Consider the following 20869-nt stretch of genomic DNA (forward strand, 5'->3'; position numbering starts at 1 on the left):
CTCGCCCTAAAAAAAGAAACAATCTATCGTTTTAAATAATTAGTTTGTTTTTTTATCAACTAATTTATATAACGTAAAAAGAAATCCTACCAATATTAAGCTTTCCACCATGATAATTTCCATCCTCTCCTTCCTTTTAACCCCAACACATCAGATAAAAGTTATTTATATCCCATATTGGCTGCAACAAACAAAAAGGATCCCCCTTCTCTTAAAGGCCGATCCTTTTCTCCTTGTATGCAACTATTTTTACCTATTCTTGATTAATTAGAATAATAGCTGGTCCATCTACACGAATTCCACCAACTTCGATTTTTTCATAAGACTCAACTGTAATAGAGATGATCCCTTCTCGCTTCTTTAATTCATTACTTAATTCTTTTGTTAACATTTTTTTCATGTGTGTACTCCTTCTTACTGCTTAATTTACTATTGGTATGTAAATAAAATTTAAATTGGTTTCCTGGTCTGGAAACCAATTTTTTGTAGTTGACCATATGGTGTTACCAGTTCGTTTATCAATTTTACGTAAAGAAGATAAACAATTACTATTCACCGTCTCAGTAGATATAAGGCACTCTTACAGATAGTGGTGAGATTGATTGTTTTTTCTTCTAGAAATAATGACTTAGATAGTATATTACCTAAAACAATGAAAGCCCTACCTCTCTTTCATCCTTACGGCTCCTTGTCCGTGCCAGTGTGAATCAGGATTGTAAAAATCAAGTGACTATTTAATCGAGTTATTTGATGAAACTTCAAACGTTCGTAAAAGAAATTTAAAAATAAAAATGGATTAGATTGAAGTAATAACAAAAGAGGTATCTACTCTAAAAGTGAGTTGAAGAAATTGAATATCTTTGAAATACTTTCCTTTTAATAATCAACATATACCCAGAAAATTCAGGATATTCCCGAGGGATGTTATACAGTATTTATAATAAATCTTAACAGAAACTTTTTATTTGTTTTTCAGTGATTCCTTTAATTAATTCTAGCTCACTGACCAAAAATTTATATGCATCATCCAACAATTTTTTTTCGCTTGTATTCAGTGCTTTTTCTTTCTTCATACGCATTAAATCACGTACAACTTCAGCACCTTCTTGTATTTCACCCGTTTTTATTTTGTCCGTGTTCACTTTATGCCTTTGTTTCCACGGCAGTAATTTACATGATTCTTCATGCTGAAAAATGTGTATAATGTGTTTTAATGCAAGTATATCAGTAACTGGCCGTATATTCGAATTCAATATTTTACCCGTAGGAATCATGACTTGCATCTTACTGATTGACATTTTTATTACATAATACTGTTGTTTTTCCCCTGAGAATTCTTTTTCTTCTATGGCTTCAATTATACCTGCTCCGTGCATTGGATAAACAATGTTATCGCCAATTTGAAACATATAACCCACCTCCATATGTGGTAACCTTCTCAAGCTTAACACATACGTTATTTTTTATCAAATATTTAATAATATCATGAGTTTATTTTTGGTGTCAATTACTTTTTTTCAGAAGTTAAATTAAGGAAAACAGCCTCAAAATAATAGAGAGCGTTCTAGATTTCAAATAAAAGAAAAGGGAATTCCCACGCGTATATTCTGAAATCTCTACTCATTAACGTAGATCAGTTTTTCCTTGAAAACGGCCAAATCGATCCCGTATTTTTTTCAATCTTATATGATACTCCAAAATCTCAATTCTTGCTTTTTCTGCTAGAGGGGCAATTGGTCGTAAGTCTTTTAACCCCCAATACTCAACAACTACATCAAGTACTTGATCAAAATATTGTAGTGGCCCATAGTTTGCTTCTTTTGCAATCACAGCCATTCTATTTTCAAAATCAGGCATGACGGCACCTGGCATTTTAAAATTCCTAATCACATTGGCAATATAGTAGCAATAATTTGGTTCCAATTCTAAATGTGTTCGAATAACGTCTCGATAAAACGCATAATGAAGTGTTTCATCTTTTGCAAGACGGCGTAATAATGTAGCAAGATCTGGATCATGCTTACTTGCCACCTTAGCTACATTATTGTAAAACACCATTGTTGCAAGTTCTTGTAGCGTCGTATATGTCATGGCTTCGATTGGTGTATGAAAATCAGGCTCAAATCCACACTCAACGACTGATTTTCTTAATTCATGTATACGTTTAGGGTTTACACTTCGAGTGAGTAGTAAATATGTCTCTAATAAATTCGAATGTTGATCCTCTTCTGAGGTCCAAGTATGAATAAAGTCTGTAATAACAGAAAGGGAACCTTTAAAAGTCGCAGATAAATACGTTGTAAACCATGGTAAATTCACTTCTGTTAATAAAGCTGTTTCAATGGCCGTAATTACACCAGAAGGGAGAGTAACTTGACTTTCATCCCAAGGAACTCTTTTAAAGTCCATTCCCTTATCCCATGGTAAAAACTCATGATAACCCCAGTCTATCTTCTGCGCTCTTATTTTATGTTGTTCATACAGTTCTTTTAAACGTGGTTCTAATCGGAAATCTAAATCATTTGTTAGCATATAAGTGCCCCCTTTTCTTATCATGAATATTCAGCTTATTTTTATCCTTAAAAATTTTCTACAAATAAATATTACTTTCCTTTTTTTAAATCAAACATAACAAACTTGTAACAAAACTCTTTAAGAGCGCTATATTTTCATAAAATTTTTTTATCAAAAGAGGGAACGTTATAGCTATTTTCTTTTTTATAAAATAGATAATGAGGCATACAATATGTTAGTTAGTCAAAATAAAAAACTAACCTCAGTAAATACAGAATAACATTCATGGATAAAGATACTCGTCATGTTGTAAATTTTGGTGAGTGTAAAAAAGTGCATGCCTATAAAGAATCGTTTTATAATAAAGATTGATAGTGTTTTATGTACACTATCAATTTATTTAGACGTAAGATTATAATCCAATATATTAGATTAAGCGCTTGAAAAAAATACAGTTGATGAGATAGCCTTAAACGACAATTCCCAACAAGCTTAATGTACATTGGCTATGATGAGTTAGACCAAATTTTGTGAAACAGTATACAACAAAAAGGGAAGAGGCGATAAACATGCAGTCAACAGAAGCGCATATGAAGGAAAAACAACGTAGAGAAAAAATAGAAATTATATTTAGTCACAGGGTAAAAGGAGAGAATTTTTTTCACGGTTCTTCCTATCAATGGAAAAACATTGTATATCAAAATTATAATAGGATACAACAAAAAGAGTTGGAAATTGAACAACTCATTTCGAAAATGGAAAAAGAAGGGATCCGTTTTACGCAGCACCGTTCACTCATACACTATCCCGTCATTGATTTCGTAAAATATATAGCTAAGATTTATAAGGAGCCCCTCGAAATAAAATAATCCTATTTATAAAAGGTTTATTTCCAGGGATTTTTTTAACTTAAAACCAGAGGTACCGCCACATCGCCAGCAACCTAAGAAAAGCAAATACCCTAAACATTTTTTGTTTAGGGTATTTGTATATACTTCCAAATATTAAATCGATAAGCATGGATGATGTCCCTAGATATGAGTATCTAAAGTATTTGAATAAGAAACTTTAATCCGTTCGTTATAGTTATTTACATCATGATATAATTATATTTATCTTATTAAAAATGAGTCTATCTTAAGAACTGAAAATAGCTACTAAAAAATATGGTTGCTAATTTTATTTCGATCTTCCTTGCACCCAATTAGCAATATCATTTATAACATACTCAGGAATATTAGCAGGACTATAATATTCATCCGGTTTACTTAATTCCCCATCTCCTTCTGTAAAGAAGTGATTTAATTTTGGATATAGTCGATAATCAATGTTATCTCGCTCTTTTAATTGTTCTTTCCAAAGAGGAATTTCGATTTTGGATTGAACTTGATAGTCTCTTTCTCCTTGCATAATCAATAACGGTGTCTGTTGTTTTTTTGACATTTCTGCTGCTTTAATTTTGCGAATAGAATCCCAAAATACTGGTGATCCTAAATAAAAATCTTTTGGAGGATTCTGACTAGAGAAATTAGGGTTGTTTAATAATTCAAATTGCGATTTGTAAAATTGATATTCTTCTAGGTTTATTGCTCCAATAGACAAACGATACTTCAATTGGTCTAAAGCAGCATCTTGAATTGTACGGGCCGCTCCTCCCATCACAATTGCCCCCGCAATATTTTGATTTTGATCTTTTTCAATTATCCTTGGAATCACCATCCCACCTTGACTATGACCAAGAATATAAATTTGTTTTTTATCTATCATAGGTTCATTTTGAAGAAAATGAGTCACAAGAAGAGCATCATCTGTTGTCTCTTTATCAACTGTATAAAAAGGACTAAGTTCTGTTTTCAATCCATGTTCATAGGTTCGTTTATTATAGCGAAGGACAGCAATTCCTTTCGAGGCAAGACCTTCAGCTAAATCACGAAATGGTTTTAAAGCATACGCAGTTGAATCCTGATCGGCTGCTCCACCTCCGTGAACAAGAATAACCGCTGGGAAAGGACCCTTTCCTTTTGGAACAGACAATGTTCCTGGTAATGGAAATGCACCACTTCCAACTACTACTTCTTTATCAACAAATGATTCAGGCTTACTATACGATGGCCGATTTACAACAGGACTAAACGGCATACTGAGTTGAAAATCATCTATTTTACCAGATGGATCCAGTTTCATTAGTAAAGGTACAGTAATTTGTTCAAAAACTAATTGAATCTCTACATTTGTATGGACGGAATTTATCTCTTTTTGTGAAACCTTCCCGATTTCTATAAAAGAACCCGCTTGTAATTGCGTAGGGATTTCTTTCCAATAGTTCTTCAGCCATTTTTCGGATATTACTTTCTGTAATGACCGAGAAGTTAAATCAAATGCAGATTTATAATCTTCATTATGCATATAACGGATAAATGAAAGAGCATTAGGTATAAATGGATTTTTATCGTCAATATTGTCTATTTTTCTTATATTTGTGTTTGTTTCCTTTAATGTCGATTTAAATTGGTGGCTGAACGGATTTTTATATGTATTGGGATATAGATTTGATTTCAATACATCCTTATTCTGCCCCTCAAACATGCTTGGAGTACCCTCGAAATTTTTAGGTGAAATTCCTTCCTCCGCATAGGAAACTGAAGGAATTGTTGTTGCACAAAGTGCACTAACAAGTAATAACTTCTTCCCTATTTTTTTCTTCGTGCTCATATTTATTAATTCTCCTTTTAAGATTAATAATTTCTAATTAATCGAAAATAAGTGCCCCAACAAATACAAGTATGCTCATTATAGTGACGAATGGAATACTGGTGTATTTTTGAGAAACCCAATATGTTTATAAAAAAATGATGGATTGGATAATAAATAGTATAGAAAGGTCCTACCATTCTCATAGGATAGTAGGGCTTTTGTATACATAGAGACACCCAAAGGTGTCTCTATGCTATTTAAACCATCATATTGTACTAATTATTGAATTGCATTAACACCTTACTATTTATGAACAAATTTAATGGTTTTTGGATTTACCTTTGCGTTTATAACCTTGACCTTTACGGAATAACTACCTTCTTCTAAATATTTTATAGGAACTGAGAATTTTTGAAGATTCGAGTGATGAAGAATATTGGCACTTGCTACATGTGATAAATCACCTCGTAAATTATAAAACTCAAATACTACATAGCTTCTTTTTCCTTCGTTAGATGAGCTTAAATCAGCACTCCCAATAATAGTGTTGTAATATGGGGAATATTTTATTGGATTTCCATTACCAAGCCAAAACTCACTTTCATTAACGGATAATTTTTCAGTGTTAATTTGGGCAGAAACTGTATTCTGATCAGGACTATAAAATGCACCAAAGACTAGAAAACCTATACTCATTACAGGAATAAGAATTCTTTTTTTCATTTTAACTACTCCTTTAATTATATTTTTAACAAACAAATAATACAAATTAATCACTTAAATGTAAATATATAGAATACAATTGGAATATTAATCTATAAAATTTTATTTTTCTTTCCCCAAGCCTTTTTGGTTAGAGCGCTAGAGCGTCGTTCGGAAACACAATCCCTCATATTAAACATTTTAAATTTACGAACAAAAAGAAATACCCATTAATATTAAGCTAAGAATTTAAGAGTAATATCATTCGTGGAATTTCTCTTTGTAAAGGAAATGCTTAAAATACAAATAAAACATCGTTTCCATGTCGTATTGTTTTATTGAAGTCTATCCTGAATTGTATCTAGTTCAATGTGATAGTAAATTCTGAGTTCGGTGCGCCAGCAAATACAACCGTTCCCTTCTCCGGTAGTTTCACTATGTTATTGCCGCTCACAACGGTAAAATTGATGCATACTTCATTCTCATCATACACCGAGAATGAACTCCCTGATGGCAAATCCACCGTCATTGTTTTCCCTGCTGCCTCTTGCGGGATCGTAAACCATTTCGCATGCCCATTTGCTTGCAGTGTAACCTTTGATAATTGACCTGCATCAAGCGATTTCACGTTGGATTCACTGACGTATAAAAAACTGGCCATCTTCATGTATTCATTACCGTCCTCTTTATAGAAATGTGCTTCCTTCGTATCACGCCCATTCATCACGGGAATCTGAATTTGATGCGTCGCCGTATTGGGACCTGTAATTTTTTTGCCGTCCCAATATCCATCTTTGAGCGTAATTTGTGTGTTAAGAGGTATTAGTTGTCCTAGATAGTTCATAGAATTAAATTTTTCGTTAACGAGGTAGAATTTGCCGCCCTCGCGCTTCGCCCATGCAGCAGCTGTTTTCTTCGGTAACACATTGTTTTCTAATTTCTGAGCTAAATAGTGAGTCAGCACATTTTGCCCCAATCCCGGTGATAATTCATATGTGCTCTCTCTTAAATAAACTTTTCCATTCTTCTCAGTGACGAAGTTAAGCTTGGAAGTACCCTTTTCATTTATAAAGCTTCCATCCGCCGTATATACATATTTTTCTTCTGGTTTAGTTGGTAAAAACAGTTCTCCCTTCTTCGTAATTTCTATTTTGAAATGGCTGTAGCTATTTCCATAAAATCCTGCTTTTTTTACCACGTCTTGAGGCACTTTAGCCTTGATTGGCTTGCCGAAAGATTTATCTGGTTTTATATCCTTAATTGTCCCTTTCTCTTTAAGCCTGGCTAGCAGTAATTTGTTTGCCAACAGTTGATTAGTCATGCTGGAGCCGCCGGAGGACAATACAGCTGCTGCCAGCTTCTGTTCTGGAAGCACGACCAATGACGCATGTTGCAGGACCGTGTCGCCACCCTTAGACAAAGCTTTTATCCCATATCTATCAAATGGGTATAGTTTCACACTATCCCAGCCAAGGCCATAGTTGAACACATTATCTCCATCCTCTGGCCACATTCCTTTTTTATATTCCTCTTGTTCCATCTCCTTGATTGCTTTATTAGAAAGGATTTCTTTTCCCTGTCCCATAAATAATTGCGAGAATCGCACCACATCTTCTGCAGTAGAAGAGATTCCTCCCGTACCAATCACATTCACCATTTCAATGGGAAGCTGTCCTTGGTACTTCGGAGAATAAAGTCCAGCCCGCTTTTCGTCCCTCCATTTGTCCTGAGGTGTTTGCGTATGCTCTAGTTTTAATGGCTTTGTAAACTTTTGATGTAGAAATTCAGTCAAACTCATCCTACTTACTTTTTCTACCAAAATCTCAGCCAGTGTAAAGCCGTCGTTACAATATACCGAGAATGCGCCAGGGTCCGCCTTCAAGCTTTGACTGGATAGTTGCCGCAACAACATATCATGGGCATAAGTATCATTATCTTTAAATAAAAATGCATTATTGAACGTCATACCTTGCAAACCCGAAGAGTGATTCAATAGCATACGTGGTGTAATGCGCTTGTATCGATTATCTTTCATTTTGAACTCAGGAATATAGCGGGCAACAGGAGCATCCAAATCAACTTTTCCTTCGTCTACTAGTTTCATAACAGCCGCAGCTGTATATACTTTACTAGTTGAACCAATCCCGTATAGAGTATCTTTGGTTAATGGTTGTTTCCCTTCTATATCGTTCTTTCCTGTCTGACCCGACAAAATCAGTTTACCATTATCAATTACCGCATACTGCACGCTAGTCGTCTCATAGGACTTCGTAAGCAGTGCAGCGTTCTCTGCAGCAATCTTTTCTAATTCTTTACTAGCAACTTCTTGGCTAGCTACAATCGGATCCTTACTGCTAGAAAACGCTATCGCTCCTGTTGGTAGGGTCATCGTTAGAGCCAAGGTAGCGGCTAACATCCCAAATTGTTTATTTTCCATAAGAGAACTACCTCCTTAGATAAATGATTGATTTCATTCCTTATTTGTTCAACTACAAACATCTCATAAATTACCATTTTATCTTTCTATCTACTTGCTAAATTCAGCAAGTAAAATACTTTTAAAAAGACCAGGACTCTCAGTTCTACCCATACTGTTCAAATTGACGGCCAACATATGCCTACCTCCATGTGTCCCTCCAACAAAAGTATCAAACCCTGGAATGCCACCTGTATGTCCCCATATCGGGACACCGTTAGGAAGTTTAATTTCAAAAATTCCTAGACCATATCCATTGATTCCTCCCCTTCCTGCGGGAACTGTAGTAAACATTTGATTTAGTTGCTTTTCTTTCAGTAATTTGCCACCAAGCAAATAAGAAAAAAATTTATTTAAGTCGTCTGCAGTAGAAATCATATCACCAGCTGAGCTAGCTATACTTGGATTAAAATAAGTAACGTCTTTTAGCTCGCTTCCCTCTTCTTGTTGGACATAGCCACGGGCGTGCTTGTTGCCTGGAATGATACTTGAATTTCCAGGTAAGAATGTATTTGACAATTCAAGTGGTTCAATAATTCGATTTTCAATCTCTTCTGCATAGTTATTTCCAGTTACTTTTTCAATAAGCATACCCAGTAATACGTATCCTGTATTTGAATAGGACCAGCCCTTTCCTGGAGCAAAATCTGGAGGTGCTGAGATTCCAATCTTCACTAGCTCCTCAGCGGTATACAATCTTTTGGTATTCGTAAAATCAGCTTCTTTTGATCTTGAGTACTCAGCGATACCACTTGTATGGTTCAACATTTGACGGATAGTAATCTGTTTAGCATCATATCCATTTCCTTGTATAACATCCGGTAACCATTTTTCAATTGAATCATCTAGGTTTAATCGATTTTCTCCGGCCAATTGAAGGATAACTGTTGCCGTGAACGTCTTCGTCACGCTTCCAATGCGAAAACGAAAATCCGTTTTCATTGGTTTCTTAGTTCTTAAATCCGCTACACCAGCGGCATACCCCCACGTTTTTCTACCCTGAGAAGTTTTAGCGAGTATTCCTGGGTATCCAAGTTGCAATGTATCTTGCATTGCTTGTTTGACAAAGGTACGATTTCGTTGAGTACTTGTTTGTAATGAACCAACTATATTTTGAGTGGGCTCTGCTTTTACAATTGAAGTTGGTGTTGTGTATAATAGAGAGCTTCCAGCTATTAAAAGGGCCAGACTTGCACATGTAATTTGACTACGTATTTTCAAAAGGCATTCCTCTCCTCTATTCGTATTGTAAGTGTAGTTGCTTGCTTGTTCGTATTAACTACTTAGCTCTATTATCTCCACCAATGTTAAAAGGGTAACATCAAATTCGTAATCATCTTCATAATGATTATTTTTACAAGCATCACTCTGTCTTAACAAACGGTAATCCTACTCTTTTCACATGTATTTTAAACCTAGAAATTACTTCTTTTCCTTAGAACACTCTTGTTACTATTTTTTCATTTTGATTTAAGTTGAAGTCTTCTTTAAAATTCAATAGACTGAAGATTCCGACTCATATACCCACACAAGGACAAACTGTTCCAAAATATCCTTTTTATATTTGTATATTTAATAAATCCTCACTCCTTTCTTGAATGTTCAGTACTATTCATTAAACAGTACTGAACATTATTTGATACATATTATGTAATAACTTACCATATGCTACTGTTCATTGCAAGGTACCGAAAAATTTATTTAAAAACATCCACCAATATTAAACTAAGATTTTGCACTATTTATAAAGCAAAAAAGACATTATCTTTTCTGTTGAATTAAATGTGAATATTTTAGATCTCTATATTTAGATTGCAAATAGATAAAGGACATTAAATTTTGTTCAATGTCTATAAATTCAGCCAAAAATCGTTTAGTTACAAATAAAATAAGAATCCAAAAGCTATATATGATGAAATGATTAACATAATGTCTCTATAAAAGACAAAAGGTAACAGCCTAACTTTATTTGATATGGGGTAAAAATTATAAAACAGACTCATCAAAACTCAAAGCAGTCAACAACTAAAATAAAGCCTATGTTTCCATCACTCGCAGAAAATATGAATTTTATTGAAAATAGGCTATCTCATTCGGACGATATAAAAAAACTCGACGTTCCTTTTCCGATCAAAAAAGAACGATAATATATTGATTTAAAATCATGATTTGTAATAAAATGGATTACACCAGTACTTTCCCTACTCCCCTACTACTAATAGCTATTTAAAACAAACCAGCTAATTTAACACTTAAATATTTAGGAAGAAGGCTCAGAATGAAATTAAATAATGAAAAAGATGGCATTGTGTTTGCAGTACTTTCTTATATTATGTGGGGTATTACTCCAATTTACTGGAAGCTTATTCAACACGTATCTTCAGGAGAAATTCTAGCACAACGAGTTTTTTGGTCCTTTATTTTTATGCTTGTACTTTTATTTTTCATGAAGAAATGGTCTACATATGTTGAATTCATGAAAGAAATTGTTAAAAATCCAAAATTAGTTTGGTCACTTTTTATTGCTTCAGTACTGATTAGTTCAAACTGGGGCATCTTTATGTGGGCAGTGCTCAATGGGAAAATATTAGAAGCAAGTCTTGGTCAATACATTAATCCTTTAACAAGTATGTTAATCGGTGTAATTGCATTAAAAGAAAAGTTAAGTGGTTCTCAAATTCTTGCGTTTATATTAGCAGGCATTGGTGTATTAACACTAACGTTCCATTATGGTGTGATTCCTTGGATTTCTCTTAGTTTGGCGCTTACCTTTGGATTCTATGGTTTAGCCAAAAAAATGATTAAAACAGATTCAGTCATTGGATTAACACTTGAAACGATGGTAATTTCGCCTATTGCGTTAGTATATTTGGCTTATTTGATGTTTCAATCTCAAATACAATTTTTCAATTCTGTTTCAACCAGTTTATTATTAATAGGGAGTGGCGTAGTAACAGCTCTACCACTTTTATTATTTACAAAGAGTGCTAAAAAAGTTTCATTATCTATGCTTGGTATTCTCCAATATATTTCACCAACTCTGTCACTAATAGCCGGTGTTTTTCTTTATAACGAAACGTTAACAAAAGCTCATTTTATAGCTTTTACCTTTATTTGGTTAGCTCTTATAATTTATACTTTTTCTTCTATAACAACGTCAAGTAAAGAGAGCAAAAAATAAATGAGTTTAACTTATAAATAATGAACTACCTGTAACGAAAATTATGTAAATAAGCTGTCCATATGGGCAGCTTATTGTATTTTTTGCTTAGCGTTTTTTTGATGCATGTTGAATTGATGTTATTTTTGTACCAAGTTCAAGTATGAATGCAACAAGTGCTAATCCTGTACATTGAAGAAATAGATAATGGAATGAAAATGATTTTATTAACCAAAGACCTAATACTGGTCCTAAAACCATGCCATACCATTGCTTCTCCACGACGAGATCGTGGAATACATCAATCACAACCTTTTCTATCGAACTTGTAGCAACTGCCCAGCTGATTCCATGGAGAATACGTAAAATCACTAAACATATAACCCCTGTTACCCAAGTATAAAAATACATTGTCTTTACAAATAATACTCAAACATTTTTGCAACCCTTTCTTTTATTTTTTCTTTTATAGATAATTGATTGACGTCAGAGGATGTTACTTGCTTTGAATTTTGTAAGTCTGCATTAATCACTGGTTTTATTCTCGAAATATAGATAGGGTCATGAATATAACAGTTCATTTCTTCATTTAAATGAAACGAGCGTGAATCAAAATTCACGGTCCCAACCATCAATACTTTTTCATCAATCAAAAATACTTTACCGTGTAACACCCCTTTTTTATAACCATATACTTCCATCCCCTGTTTTAATGCTTTTCGGATATATGGATATGCTGCTTCTTTAACTAATAGTGCATCCGAATGAGGTGAGAATAGAATTTTGACACGGACTCCCCTCTTTCTTGCATCTACTAATGCGTTCCAAATAGTTTTGTCTTTTGGTATAAAATAAGGTGTTAATATAATAATGGATTCCTTTGCTTGTTCAAACAGCATTTTATAATCTTGCCCAAGTTTTTTTCCACTATAATATGCAGTAAATCGTTGCGAGGTTGCTCCCTTTTCCTTTATCGCAATGTGTATCGGAATCGGTTTCTCTGCGTTTCTCTTCCAATCTAATACAAATTGGCGTTCTAAATCTTGAACTCCTTCTCCTCGTATTTGAAGATGATAATCCCTCCAATAACCAAGTTTTTCCTTTCCCCCCAAATACTTATTCCCGATGTTGAATCCGCCAATGTAACCAACCTTTCCATCAATAACTGAAATACGACGATGATTCCGATGATCCAAAGAAGAAAAAAGATAAGGGAAAGCAGGTTTATTGTAATATGTAAAATGAACTCCTTTTTTAACTAATAATTCTCTTTCCTTTTTCTTTAGTAAAATTCCACCTAACCTGTCCAAAGCATAGTATACTTCTACACCTTCTTGACTTTTTTTCCGCAATAACTCTAGAAACTGATGGCTTACTTTATCATCAGCAATAGAAAAAAAGCTAATATGCACGTAATGCTTTGCTTTCTCTATATCTGAGAATAGTTGATTGTTTAACTGTTTCCCATCTGTATACATAGCAATATCACTTTGGCGCATAGGATATTGGCTAGAATTTTGGCTAAATACCTCATTTTTTTCGGCTATCGTTCTGTCAATTTCACCCCAAACAAACAGAACTAAACATCCACCGATAAATAAAAAGAGGAATACTCGGAAAATTCTTCCTATCTTTTTCAGCATATTTAATCTCCTTTATATATTATCGTTTTATTTCTGTTAGTTTTTGTTATTGGGACAAAACTATTCCATGCATTCCTTCTTTGAATGATTAACTATAAAATTTCTCATTCGCATAACCCTAACATTGTAAATGTACTTCAAAATAGGCACTCTATATTTTGAAGTACATTTACAAGGAGGAATACTACATGACAGTAAGTACTAAACTTAAACAAATATAAAAATCATTCCTCTAACCATCCTGACCTTTATCTCAACTAAACTATTAAATAGTGTAGATTTATAAAAGAGTTTAATCATTATTAAAGAAATACAAAAATAAAAACCCCAATCTCTCTATATTAAAATTGAGAAACTGGGGTTAAGTTATTTAACCATATTTTTTATTTAAAACAAATAACTAATTAATAATCCTGCTGATAATAAGAAGCCAAAAATCGTATTTGTCATCGCTGTTGATTTCATTGCGATGCGCATATATCCAGGATCCTTTGCCCCTTTTTGGAAACTTTGAATCGCAGAAATTGGCTTTCTCAAACCTAGGAACATAACTAATGCCCAAGGGCTTATATAACCCATTAATACAATTACGGCAATCCATAAATACGCAATGAAAAAGGCTACCGCTAGTGTTACCACAGCTTTTTCTCTTCCAAGGAGGATTACTAATGTCTTTCTTCCACCTTTAATATCTTCTTCGATATCTCGGATGTTATTCGACATATTGATTGCACCTACTAAAATTCCAATTGGAATGGAAATCAATACACTTTCAGTCGTTACAGTATTCGTTTGAATAAAGAAAGCAATGAGTACAAAACATGTCCCCATTAACAATCCGGAAACTAATTCTCCAAACGGGGTGTACGCAATTGGTAATGGACCGCCTGTATATAAATAGCCAACTGCCATCCCAATTAAACCAATGACAACTAACCACCAGCTGCTATTCATACAAATATAAATGCCAATAAAAGCTGCTACGACATATAATAAAAGCGCAACTGTTAACACATTTTTTGGCTTCAATCCATGACGGACAATTCCGCCACCGATGCCAACGGATTCAGCGGTATCTAATCCACGTTTAAAATCATAGTACTCATTAAATAAGTTCGTTGCTATTTGCAATGCTAAACATGCAACCATCATCGCAATAAATAACAGCCAATCAATTTTGGCAACATAAAGTGATGCCACTGTCCCTAAAATTACAGGAGAAAACGTCGCCGTTAATGTATGCGGGCGCGTCATCTTCCATATTAATTTAGCGGAACTAATTTCTTTTTCTGTCCCCATAACTCTGTTCAATCTCCCTACATTTTAAGTATAAATTACTAGCAGTATCTTTCTATCTATTTCCTGCCACGCATTCATTCATTATATCAATAAATGATTATCCTTTCTAACAAATCAACTTTTAATAAAGTAAAAATTATAAAATGAAACTTTAATCAGTAGGAGTTTTGGCATCCCGACTGATTATTAGTACATATGAATTGGGCTTTTATGGGCAGCGCCCCCTCCCATTTAAAATAGGATAAAAAAGAAAGCAAATTACTTCCAAACAACACCTCGCCTCTCATATTCCATTCTGTATTCAACAGCAGCCGCAATTTTAGGGCTTGCGAATCTTTCCGTGATCCCAAGTCCCAAATCAACTCCTGAAGTGACTCCTCTTGCAGTGATAACATCCCCTTGATCCGCAATTCTGTAATGAAGAAGCTCTGCCTCGTATTCACTCATTTCATCCTGTGCCAAATAGTGCATCGTTGCCTTTCGACCGTTCAATATACCAGAGGCAGCTAATAGCATACCTCCTGTACACACACCAGCAACGATTGTTCCTGCATTGTGCATCTCGCTAATCATTTTAGTCAAAGTTCCAAGCTCTGCTTGCTTTCGTGCCCCATGCTCTGCTTTATGATTCCAGCCACCACCAGGTACAATTAACAAAATGGTTTCTTATTTGAGTCCCAGACTAGGAGAATACATGTTATGTACAAGTTAATAATGAAGATAGTCTTTCTCCCCTCACTCTATAAACTTCCAAATGTTCTTCTAATTCCCTCTCATCACTTATTACACCTAGCGTTTTCTTCACAAAATTCCAATTCAAACTACCGGATAACCATAACAAGGAAGAAAATCTCTTATAATCATTTGGTGTTAAAATATTATGGGCCTTATACCCTACTAAAAATGAACTAGCAACCTTCGAACACACCTCATGAGACTGTACTCCTTCTGTTCGAGAATACCATTTTATTAAAAAGGCTAGTCCTTCAATGCGGTCAACATAACTAATAGATTCAAAATCCACAATTCCTTTTACCTTTTGACTTGAGTCCCATAAAACATTCAAAGGATTTAAATCTGTTTGTACGATAAATTCTAGTTCACTCGTATATGCGCACTCTATATGATATTTAGCAAGATCTATATACTCCCGCAATTCCTTACATGCGCTTGCCCTACTTTCTAACATATTAATAAACTCAACATACCCATCCAAATGAGATATTTTTTGAAAAATCGAGCTTTGAAATTCGCAAGAAATATCATGAATCTTTCTTGCTTCCTTTCCGAAGGCTTCTACAATATTTTCTGTGCAATGCATAATATGTTCTCCCTCAATCCAATTAGACAATACAAATCGGTATTGTTCATCATTCCAAGCGACAAGTGTAAATGGCTCTCCTGCCCTATTCTTGTTTATCTGCATAAAAGGAATTTCATGTTCGCGTAAATAATAGGTAAACCGTACTTGCTCTATCAGTTGTTCGTTTGATAACGCCCCAAAGGCTGGATTGATTGTTCGCTTGCTATTTATAAATCTTGCGGAATATCGCTTTCCATTTACCATTATTTTATAATGCAGATCCGTATTCCAACTATCCTTATGCAATTCTTCTTCCACTGCTAGTGAATGAATTTCTTTAAAATAATTTATTAATATGTCTTTTATTATGTGTTTCATTCTATTCTCCTTTCATGCAAAAATTACAGTAGCCTTCTATCTATGTAGATGAAAGAAGGCTACTAAATCTTTTTAAAAATTTAGATATTTTATAGTGAATGTATTATTGATTAAATAATACATTTGTTTAATACAAGTACTCCGTAAGAAAAATTAACCGTCATAATGTAATTAACAAAGTGAGGATTTTCATTTAAATTTTATAAAACTCAAATGTATTCTTTTCTAAACATATTGTTTCATCAGAAGTTTTGATAATGATATCAAAACGCTGACTATACGAATGCATAAATACTTCATATTGAATCCGTCGTTCTTCATGAGACTGCCTTAAATAACTTATATCCGCTCCCCTTTCAGCTATATCCCGGCTTGATCTTCTCATTAGTTCCGTTTCGCCATCTGTATAAAAATAAATTTTCAAATCAAATAAATCAGGGTTAATAAATGCGGCACTCATTCCCTCCACAATCGTTACTTTATTTTTCGAAGAAATCAACTTACTTTTCATATAATGCGTATCTATCGTATAAAAATCTAGCCCAGCTCTAACCATCTGAATATCTCTTTCTAAAGCTGCCAAATGGTGTGCCGCTGGATGACAAGCTGTCATTTTATAACGATGATTTTCATTTTGATATGTATAGTGAATCACTGCATGCTTACGGATATCCGAACTGACAATGTAAGGATCTGTATTAATATAATTTACTTCATTTTGATTTAGTAGATTTACGAGTCTATTAGCAAACGTTGTTTTTCCAGCTGCACCATGTCCTGAAATACCAATAACAATTTTTTCATCGCTCATCCTTAACCAATTTATAATTTCTTGTAACAACTTATCCATCATTCTCCCCCTTGCGCTAATATACTACCCTTTATTTCAATATCTAAAAATCCCCTTATTAAATTATACATAAAACAAGGAAGATATTGTAATTATTCATCATACCATCTCTAATTCTAAGCAACTATATTATCTTTTAAATGAATTTATTATTTGTGAACACCTACATGATTAAATAGATTTCTAATTTTATCAATTCAATAGAATACCCTCTATTTTCCGGTAATTTATGCGAACCAATACAGTCATGACTATGTACAATAAAAAAAGAGCCAATCCTCTATAAGATAGAAGATTGGCTCTTTCCTTTATTTACTCCCCTGTTTCAGAAAATCTCTTTATACGTTCTCCAATTTCATCGCGAACACGTTGAAATTCAGACCACTCTTTTCCTGCTGGATCATCAAATCCCCAATGAACACGATTTACGTGCGGAGGTGTCGAAGGACAAACAGAATCTGCATGACTACACAGCGTAACGACTAAATCAGCGTTGTTTAAAATATTTGAATCGATTATATCTGATGTTTGATTCGTTATATCAATATTTACTTCATTCATCGCTTTAATAGCATTTGGATTTACTCCATGTGCTTCAATTCCTGCAGAATATACATTCCATTTATCCCCTAAATATTGTTTACCCCATGCTTCTGCCATTTGGCTTCGGCATGAATTTCCTGTGCATAAGAAATAGATTGTCTTTTTGTTTTCCATGTTGTTTTCCGCCTTTGTTTTTTAATTATGCTGGTTGATCATTAAAATATTTACGCTTAAACCAAAAAGCGACGTTTACAAGTGCAATCATTACAGGTACTTCCACTAACGGCCCAATAACAGCTGCAAATGCTGCACCCGAATGAATACCAAACACACCAACTGCTACAGCAATTGCTAACTCAAAATTATTACTACCTGCTGTAAATGCTAACGTTGTTGTCACCGGATAGTTTGCACCAATTTTTCTTCCCATAAAGAAAGAAACAAAAAACATCACAATAAAATAAATGAGTAATGGAATTGCTATTCTTACTACATCTAATGGTACGCTAACAATCATTTCCCCTTTTAAAGAGAACATAATGATGATTGTAAATAATAATGCAAGTAATGTAAGTGGACTAATCTTCGGTATAAACACCTTTTCATACCATTCTCTTCCTTTTAACTTAACGAGTACAAAACGTGTTAACATGCCTGCTATAAAAGGAATTCCCAAATAGATAAATACAGATTTCGCTACTTCTCCCATTGTAATATCGACAATAGCCCCTTCAATCCCTAACCATTCTGGAATGACTGTTACAAACACGTATGCATAAACGGAGAAGAATAACATTTGAAATACTGAGTTAAAAGCCACTAAACCTGCTGCATACTCTTTATCCCCATCTGCAAGATCGTTCCAAACAATTACCATGGCAATACAGCGTGCCAAACCAATCATAATGAGCCCGACCATGTATTCTGGCTTATCAGGAAGAAAAATAATTGCTAAAACAAACATAAGTACCGGACCAATAATCCAGTTTTGTACTAAAGATAAAACCAATACTTTTACGTCTTTAAATACTCGGCCCATTTCCTCATAGCGAACTTTCGCTAATGGTGGATACATCATGACAATTAAACCAACAGCGAGCGGGATAGACGTTGTTCCAACTTGTAATGTATTCAGTCCATCTACTACACTAGGAAATACAAACCCTAAACCAATCCCAACAGCCATAGCTAGAAAAATCCATAGTGTTAAATATCGATCTAGAAAAGATAAACGTTTCATTTTATTTTCCATCTCCTATTAACAACAAGAATTTTGTTCTACTACGTTAGAAGTCGTGCAACAAGATGCCTCTTCTATTTTATGAACATCACTATGTGCTTTCGTATAAAAGAATTCCCACTCGTTCCCATCAGGATCCGTTACCCAAAACTTATCTTGTACTGCATAGCAACAAGTCGTATCCATCTCATCACGTGCGAAGAAACCTTCTTTTTCTAATCGTTCTTTATGCAATGTAATTTCTTCAGCTGTATCCACTTGGAAACCAAAATGATTTACTTGATTTCCATTCACCTCATCTCGCACGTTCAGCGTGAAATTAAGTCCTGGCGTCTCTAATAAAAATTTTGCATAATCTGTTTTCACTTTAACTGGTGATACACCAAATACCTTTTCGTAAAATTCAATAGACTTCTCTAAATTCGTAACGTTTATACCGACGTGAATATATCTCATACCTTATTCCTCCTCTTTATATATTATTAATCAATTTTTTTTGATTAATTACTCAAAATTTTAACAGCAGCTACCTTTACCTGTTTTTCTAAAGATACAGCATAATTCTTCTGATAATAAATTATTTACTTCCGCATCATTTAAATCATAATAACTCCACGTACCTTTTGTTTCTTTTACAATTAAACCTGCATCTAATAAAATCTTTAAATGATAGGACAACTTAGATTGCGTCATTTCAAAAATCTCTGTTAAATCACATACACAAGTCTGGCCTCGCTGGCAAAGTTCATACATAATCTCTAAACGCTTCTGATCAGCCAACGCTTTAAACTTTTTCTCATATAACTTAAAATCTTGTGCCACTGTAGTTTCCTCTCCCTTCATCAATTTTTTTTGATATTTATAGTATATACGCAGATGGGTTCTATATGCAACTAATTAATCAAGTTTTTTTGATTTATCAAAAAAACTTCCTCGCATCCTATCTTTGTTACAGTAAAAAAGACCATAGCTTTTTCAACAATGAAAAACTACAGTTCTTTTTACAACTTAATAGTTATAATATTTCCCAGCGATGGAGTCTCTATAACTGTTTTAAATTTTAATTTGACCATTATAGAGTAGTGCCCCATCAAGCTAAGAAAAACAAATACCCCAAAATGAGAAAAATCGATATAACTCTTGTTTTTGGTGCATATTCATAAAAATAGTTTAAATCCTTAAGTTGATGGTTGTGGGGCGGGCCCCAATAAGAACGGTATCTAAGTGTTAGTTCCATTCAAAAGGCCTCAGCCGGCGATTAACTCAAATACCTATTTCGGATGACCCCCATGTGATGAAGTTCGTGTCCTGCGATGCCGTACGCGAGGGCGCGCGTCGTAATGCTTAGGTTGTTGGCTGTACCCTTACGATTCCACGCCTCAGCCGGTAGCCCGCGCAGCAATGTGATCGTTGATTGCCGGACGGCCTGGTAGTCTTCGGCCAGTTGCGCGATTGTCCAGCTTCCAAAAGGAGGCATGAACAATTCCTGATCGAAACCGGTCAGCGGAGTCTGGTCCCCTCTTGCGAACCGGAGCAGGCGGTAGGTCATGACGCGTTCCGCGTCTGTAATGTGGCCCACAACTTCTTTCAGTGTCCATTTTCCTTCCGCATACCGATATGCGGCCTGGCTTTCGGTCAACGATGCCAGGAGCTCGGTCATTTGCTTTTCCTGAGCGAGCAGAATGTCGATGATGTTACCGTCTGGCACCAAACGGATATATTCGCCGGAGCTCCCGGCGTATTCTTCTTCTGACGGTCTTTGATTCATGCGTAGTCACCTCTTTATGTAGATATAGAAAATTATAGCACTCGTCTATGTCTAATAAATTCGCGAAATGATAGAACTTCCCTTCTAATAATTGAGGCTAAGCAACTATTTAGTCGGTCGCCACACTATCCTGATTCGTTAGCACAATAAGCAATTCTAATCAATAATGCATAAAAATTAGAAGTTATACAATATTTCAAAGTTATTAATATATATTAGATTATTCCGAAACACACATAAATATATTTTGTCGAAACTATTAAAAAGGGAGAATTTCTCTAGCTGAAGAATTAATAATT

General features: G+C 34.4%; 18 protein-coding genes and 2 pseudogenes. 2 read left to right on the top strand and 18 right to left on the bottom strand.

Annotated features, from left to right (window positions below; genetic code table 11):
• Positions 1–253: 253 nt before the first annotated feature.
• The 3 genes from MHB52_RS16125 to MHB52_RS16135 all read right to left on the bottom strand — a co-directional run bounded on the left by MHB52_RS16125 (position 254) and on the right by MHB52_RS16135 (position 2532).
• On the bottom strand, positions 254–400 hold the full coding sequence (locus MHB52_RS16125) for a BC1881 family protein (protein WP_000738548.1): 147 nt from the start codon (positions 398–400) through the stop codon (positions 254–256).
• A gap of 547 nt (positions 401–947) precedes the next feature.
• Positions 948–1409 (bottom strand): CarD family transcriptional regulator, encoded by a 462-nt coding sequence (locus MHB52_RS16130; protein WP_000486292.1) that lies wholly within the window; start codon positions 1407–1409, stop codon positions 948–950.
• Positions 1410–1623: 214 nt separating this feature from the next.
• The gene (locus tag MHB52_RS16135; RefSeq protein ID WP_000957102.1) at positions 1624–2532 is read right to left on the bottom strand and encodes an acyl-ACP desaturase; all 909 of its coding nucleotides are present in this window, start codon (positions 2530–2532) and stop codon (positions 1624–1626) included.
• A gap of 551 nt (positions 2533–3083) precedes the next feature.
• Here MHB52_RS16135 and MHB52_RS16140 point away from each other — a divergent pair.
• On the top strand, positions 3084–3383 hold the full coding sequence (locus MHB52_RS16140) for a hypothetical protein (protein ID WP_001191994.1): 300 nt from the start codon (positions 3084–3086) through the stop codon (positions 3381–3383).
• Positions 3384–3693: 310 nt separating this feature from the next.
• Here the strand turns inward: MHB52_RS16140 and MHB52_RS16145 are convergent, their stop codons facing one another.
• From MHB52_RS16145 to MHB52_RS16160, 4 genes are all read right to left on the bottom strand, one after another.
• Positions 3694–5226: an alpha/beta hydrolase gene (locus MHB52_RS16145; RefSeq protein ID WP_000104852.1), complete on the bottom strand. Its 1533-nt coding sequence runs from the start codon at positions 5224–5226 to the stop codon at positions 3694–3696.
• A 285-nt stretch (positions 5227–5511) separates the two neighbouring features.
• A complete protein-coding gene (locus MHB52_RS16150; RefSeq protein WP_061663746.1) occupies positions 5512–5931 on the bottom strand; it encodes a hypothetical protein in 420 nt (139 codons plus the stop codon).
• A 340-nt stretch (positions 5932–6271) separates the two neighbouring features.
• Positions 6272–8347: a serine hydrolase domain-containing protein gene (locus MHB52_RS16155; protein ID WP_000428635.1), complete on the bottom strand. Its 2076-nt coding sequence runs from the start codon at positions 8345–8347 to the stop codon at positions 6272–6274.
• Positions 8348–8437: 90 nt separating this feature from the next.
• A complete protein-coding gene (locus MHB52_RS16160; protein WP_016118226.1) occupies positions 8438–9607 on the bottom strand; it encodes a serine hydrolase domain-containing protein in 1170 nt (389 codons plus the stop codon).
• A 1057-nt stretch (positions 9608–10664) separates the two neighbouring features.
• Here MHB52_RS16160 and rarD point away from each other — a divergent pair.
• On the top strand, positions 10665–11567 hold the full coding sequence (gene rarD / locus MHB52_RS16165) for an EamA family transporter RarD (protein ID WP_000773902.1): 903 nt from the start codon (positions 10665–10667) through the stop codon (positions 11565–11567).
• Positions 11568–11660: 93 nt separating this feature from the next.
• On the opposite strand, the pseudogene MHB52_RS16170 reads toward rarD, so the two are convergent.
• The 11 genes and pseudogenes from MHB52_RS16170 to MHB52_RS16220 form a co-directional block, all read right to left on the bottom strand.
• Positions 11661–11975: pseudogene (locus MHB52_RS16170) on the bottom strand (MFS transporter); the annotation flags it as partial.
• Positions 11963–13189, bottom strand: a complete 1227-nt coding sequence (locus MHB52_RS16175; RefSeq protein WP_061663751.1) for a phospholipase D-like domain-containing protein — start codon at positions 13187–13189, stop codon at positions 11963–11965. The gene MHB52_RS16175 and the pseudogene MHB52_RS16170, both read right to left, overlap by 13 nt.
• Positions 13190–13576: 387 nt before the next feature.
• Positions 13577–14488 carry a 1,4-dihydroxy-2-naphthoate polyprenyltransferase gene (menA, locus tag MHB52_RS16180; protein WP_061663753.1) on the bottom strand — a complete coding sequence of 304 codons (912 nt, stop codon included), beginning with the start codon at positions 14486–14488 and terminating at the stop codon, positions 13577–13579.
• 258 nt (positions 14489–14746) lie between these two features.
• A pseudogene (locus MHB52_RS16185) lies at positions 14747–15145 on the bottom strand (DJ-1/PfpI family protein); the annotation flags it as partial.
• 40 nt (positions 15146–15185) lie between these two features.
• Complete coding sequence (locus MHB52_RS16190; protein WP_000680468.1) at positions 15186–16169, bottom strand: phosphotransferase; 984 nt, start codon at positions 16167–16169, stop codon at positions 15186–15188.
• A gap of 193 nt (positions 16170–16362) precedes the next feature.
• A complete protein-coding gene (locus MHB52_RS16195; RefSeq protein WP_000359535.1) occupies positions 16363–17019 on the bottom strand; it encodes a uridine kinase family protein in 657 nt (218 codons plus the stop codon).
• Between the two features lie 312 nt (positions 17020–17331).
• The gene (gene arsC / locus MHB52_RS16200) at positions 17332–17736 is read right to left on the bottom strand and encodes an arsenate reductase (thioredoxin) (RefSeq protein ID WP_000428357.1); all 405 of its coding nucleotides are present in this window, start codon (positions 17734–17736) and stop codon (positions 17332–17334) included.
• Positions 17737–17761: 25 nt separating this feature from the next.
• Entirely contained in the window at positions 17762–18802 is a 1041-nt protein-coding gene (gene arsB / locus MHB52_RS16205; RefSeq protein ID WP_061663761.1) for an ACR3 family arsenite efflux transporter, read from the bottom strand.
• Between the two features lie 18 nt (positions 18803–18820).
• Positions 18821–19258, bottom strand: a complete 438-nt coding sequence (locus MHB52_RS16210) for an ArsI/CadI family heavy metal resistance metalloenzyme (RefSeq protein WP_061663763.1) — start codon at positions 19256–19258, stop codon at positions 18821–18823.
• A 60-nt stretch (positions 19259–19318) separates the two neighbouring features.
• Entirely contained in the window at positions 19319–19645 is a 327-nt protein-coding gene (arsR, locus tag MHB52_RS16215; protein WP_002000155.1) for an arsenical resistance operon transcriptional regulator ArsR, read from the bottom strand.
• A 415-nt stretch (positions 19646–20060) separates the two neighbouring features.
• On the bottom strand, positions 20061–20570 hold the full coding sequence (locus tag MHB52_RS16220) for a DinB family protein (protein ID WP_061663764.1): 510 nt from the start codon (positions 20568–20570) through the stop codon (positions 20061–20063).
• Positions 20571–20869: the final 299 nt, after the last annotated feature.

It is taken from the genome of Bacillus sp. FSL K6-0073 (genome assembly GCF_038006085.1).
In the GTDB taxonomy this organism is placed as follows: domain Bacteria; phylum Bacillota; class Bacilli; order Bacillales; family Bacillaceae_G; genus Bacillus_A; species Bacillus_A cereus.

Excerpts from the sequence above, each read along its gene's own strand:
- MHB52_RS16125 (WP_000738548.1), bottom strand. The coding sequence starts at position 400 with ATGAAAAAAATGTTAACAAAAGAATTAAGTAATGAATTAAAGAAGCGA.
- MHB52_RS16130 (WP_000486292.1), bottom strand. The coding sequence starts at position 1,409 with ATGTTTCAAATTGGCGATAACATTGTTTATCCAATGCACGGAGCAGGT.
- MHB52_RS16135 (WP_000957102.1), bottom strand. The coding sequence starts at position 2,532 with ATGCTAACAAATGATTTAGATTTCCGATTAGAACCACGTTTAAAAGAA.
- MHB52_RS16140 (WP_001191994.1), top strand. The coding sequence starts at position 3,084 with ATGCAGTCAACAGAAGCGCATATGAAGGAAAAACAACGTAGAGAAAAA.
- MHB52_RS16145 (WP_000104852.1), bottom strand. The coding sequence starts at position 5,226 with ATGAGCACGAAGAAAAAAATAGGGAAGAAGTTATTACTTGTTAGTGCA.
- MHB52_RS16150 (WP_061663746.1), bottom strand. The coding sequence starts at position 5,931 with ATGAAAAAAAGAATTCTTATTCCTGTAATGAGTATAGGTTTTCTAGTC.
- MHB52_RS16155 (WP_000428635.1), bottom strand. The coding sequence starts at position 8,347 with ATGGAAAATAAACAATTTGGGATGTTAGCCGCTACCTTGGCTCTAACG.
- rarD (WP_000773902.1), top strand. The coding sequence starts at position 10,665 with ATGAAATTAAATAATGAAAAAGATGGCATTGTGTTTGCAGTACTTTCT.
- MHB52_RS16175 (WP_061663751.1), bottom strand. The coding sequence starts at position 13,189 with ATGCTGAAAAAGATAGGAAGAATTTTCCGAGTATTCCTCTTTTTATTT.
- menA (WP_061663753.1), bottom strand. The coding sequence starts at position 14,488 with ATGGGGACAGAAAAAGAAATTAGTTCCGCTAAATTAATATGGAAGATG.
- MHB52_RS16190 (WP_000680468.1), bottom strand. The coding sequence starts at position 16,169 with ATGAAACACATAATAAAAGACATATTAATAAATTATTTTAAAGAAATT.
- MHB52_RS16195 (WP_000359535.1), bottom strand. The coding sequence starts at position 17,019 with ATGGATAAGTTGTTACAAGAAATTATAAATTGGTTAAGGATGAGCGAT.
- arsC (WP_000428357.1), bottom strand. The coding sequence starts at position 17,736 with ATGGAAAACAAAAAGACAATCTATTTCTTATGCACAGGAAATTCATGC.
- arsB (WP_061663761.1), bottom strand. The coding sequence starts at position 18,802 with ATGAAACGTTTATCTTTTCTAGATCGATATTTAACACTATGGATTTTT.
- MHB52_RS16210 (WP_061663763.1), bottom strand. The coding sequence starts at position 19,258 with ATGAGATATATTCACGTCGGTATAAACGTTACGAATTTAGAGAAGTCT.
- arsR (WP_002000155.1), bottom strand. The coding sequence starts at position 19,645 with ATGAAGGGAGAGGAAACTACAGTGGCACAAGATTTTAAGTTATATGAG.
- MHB52_RS16220 (WP_061663764.1), bottom strand. The coding sequence starts at position 20,570 with ATGAATCAAAGACCGTCAGAAGAAGAATACGCCGGGAGCTCCGGCGAA.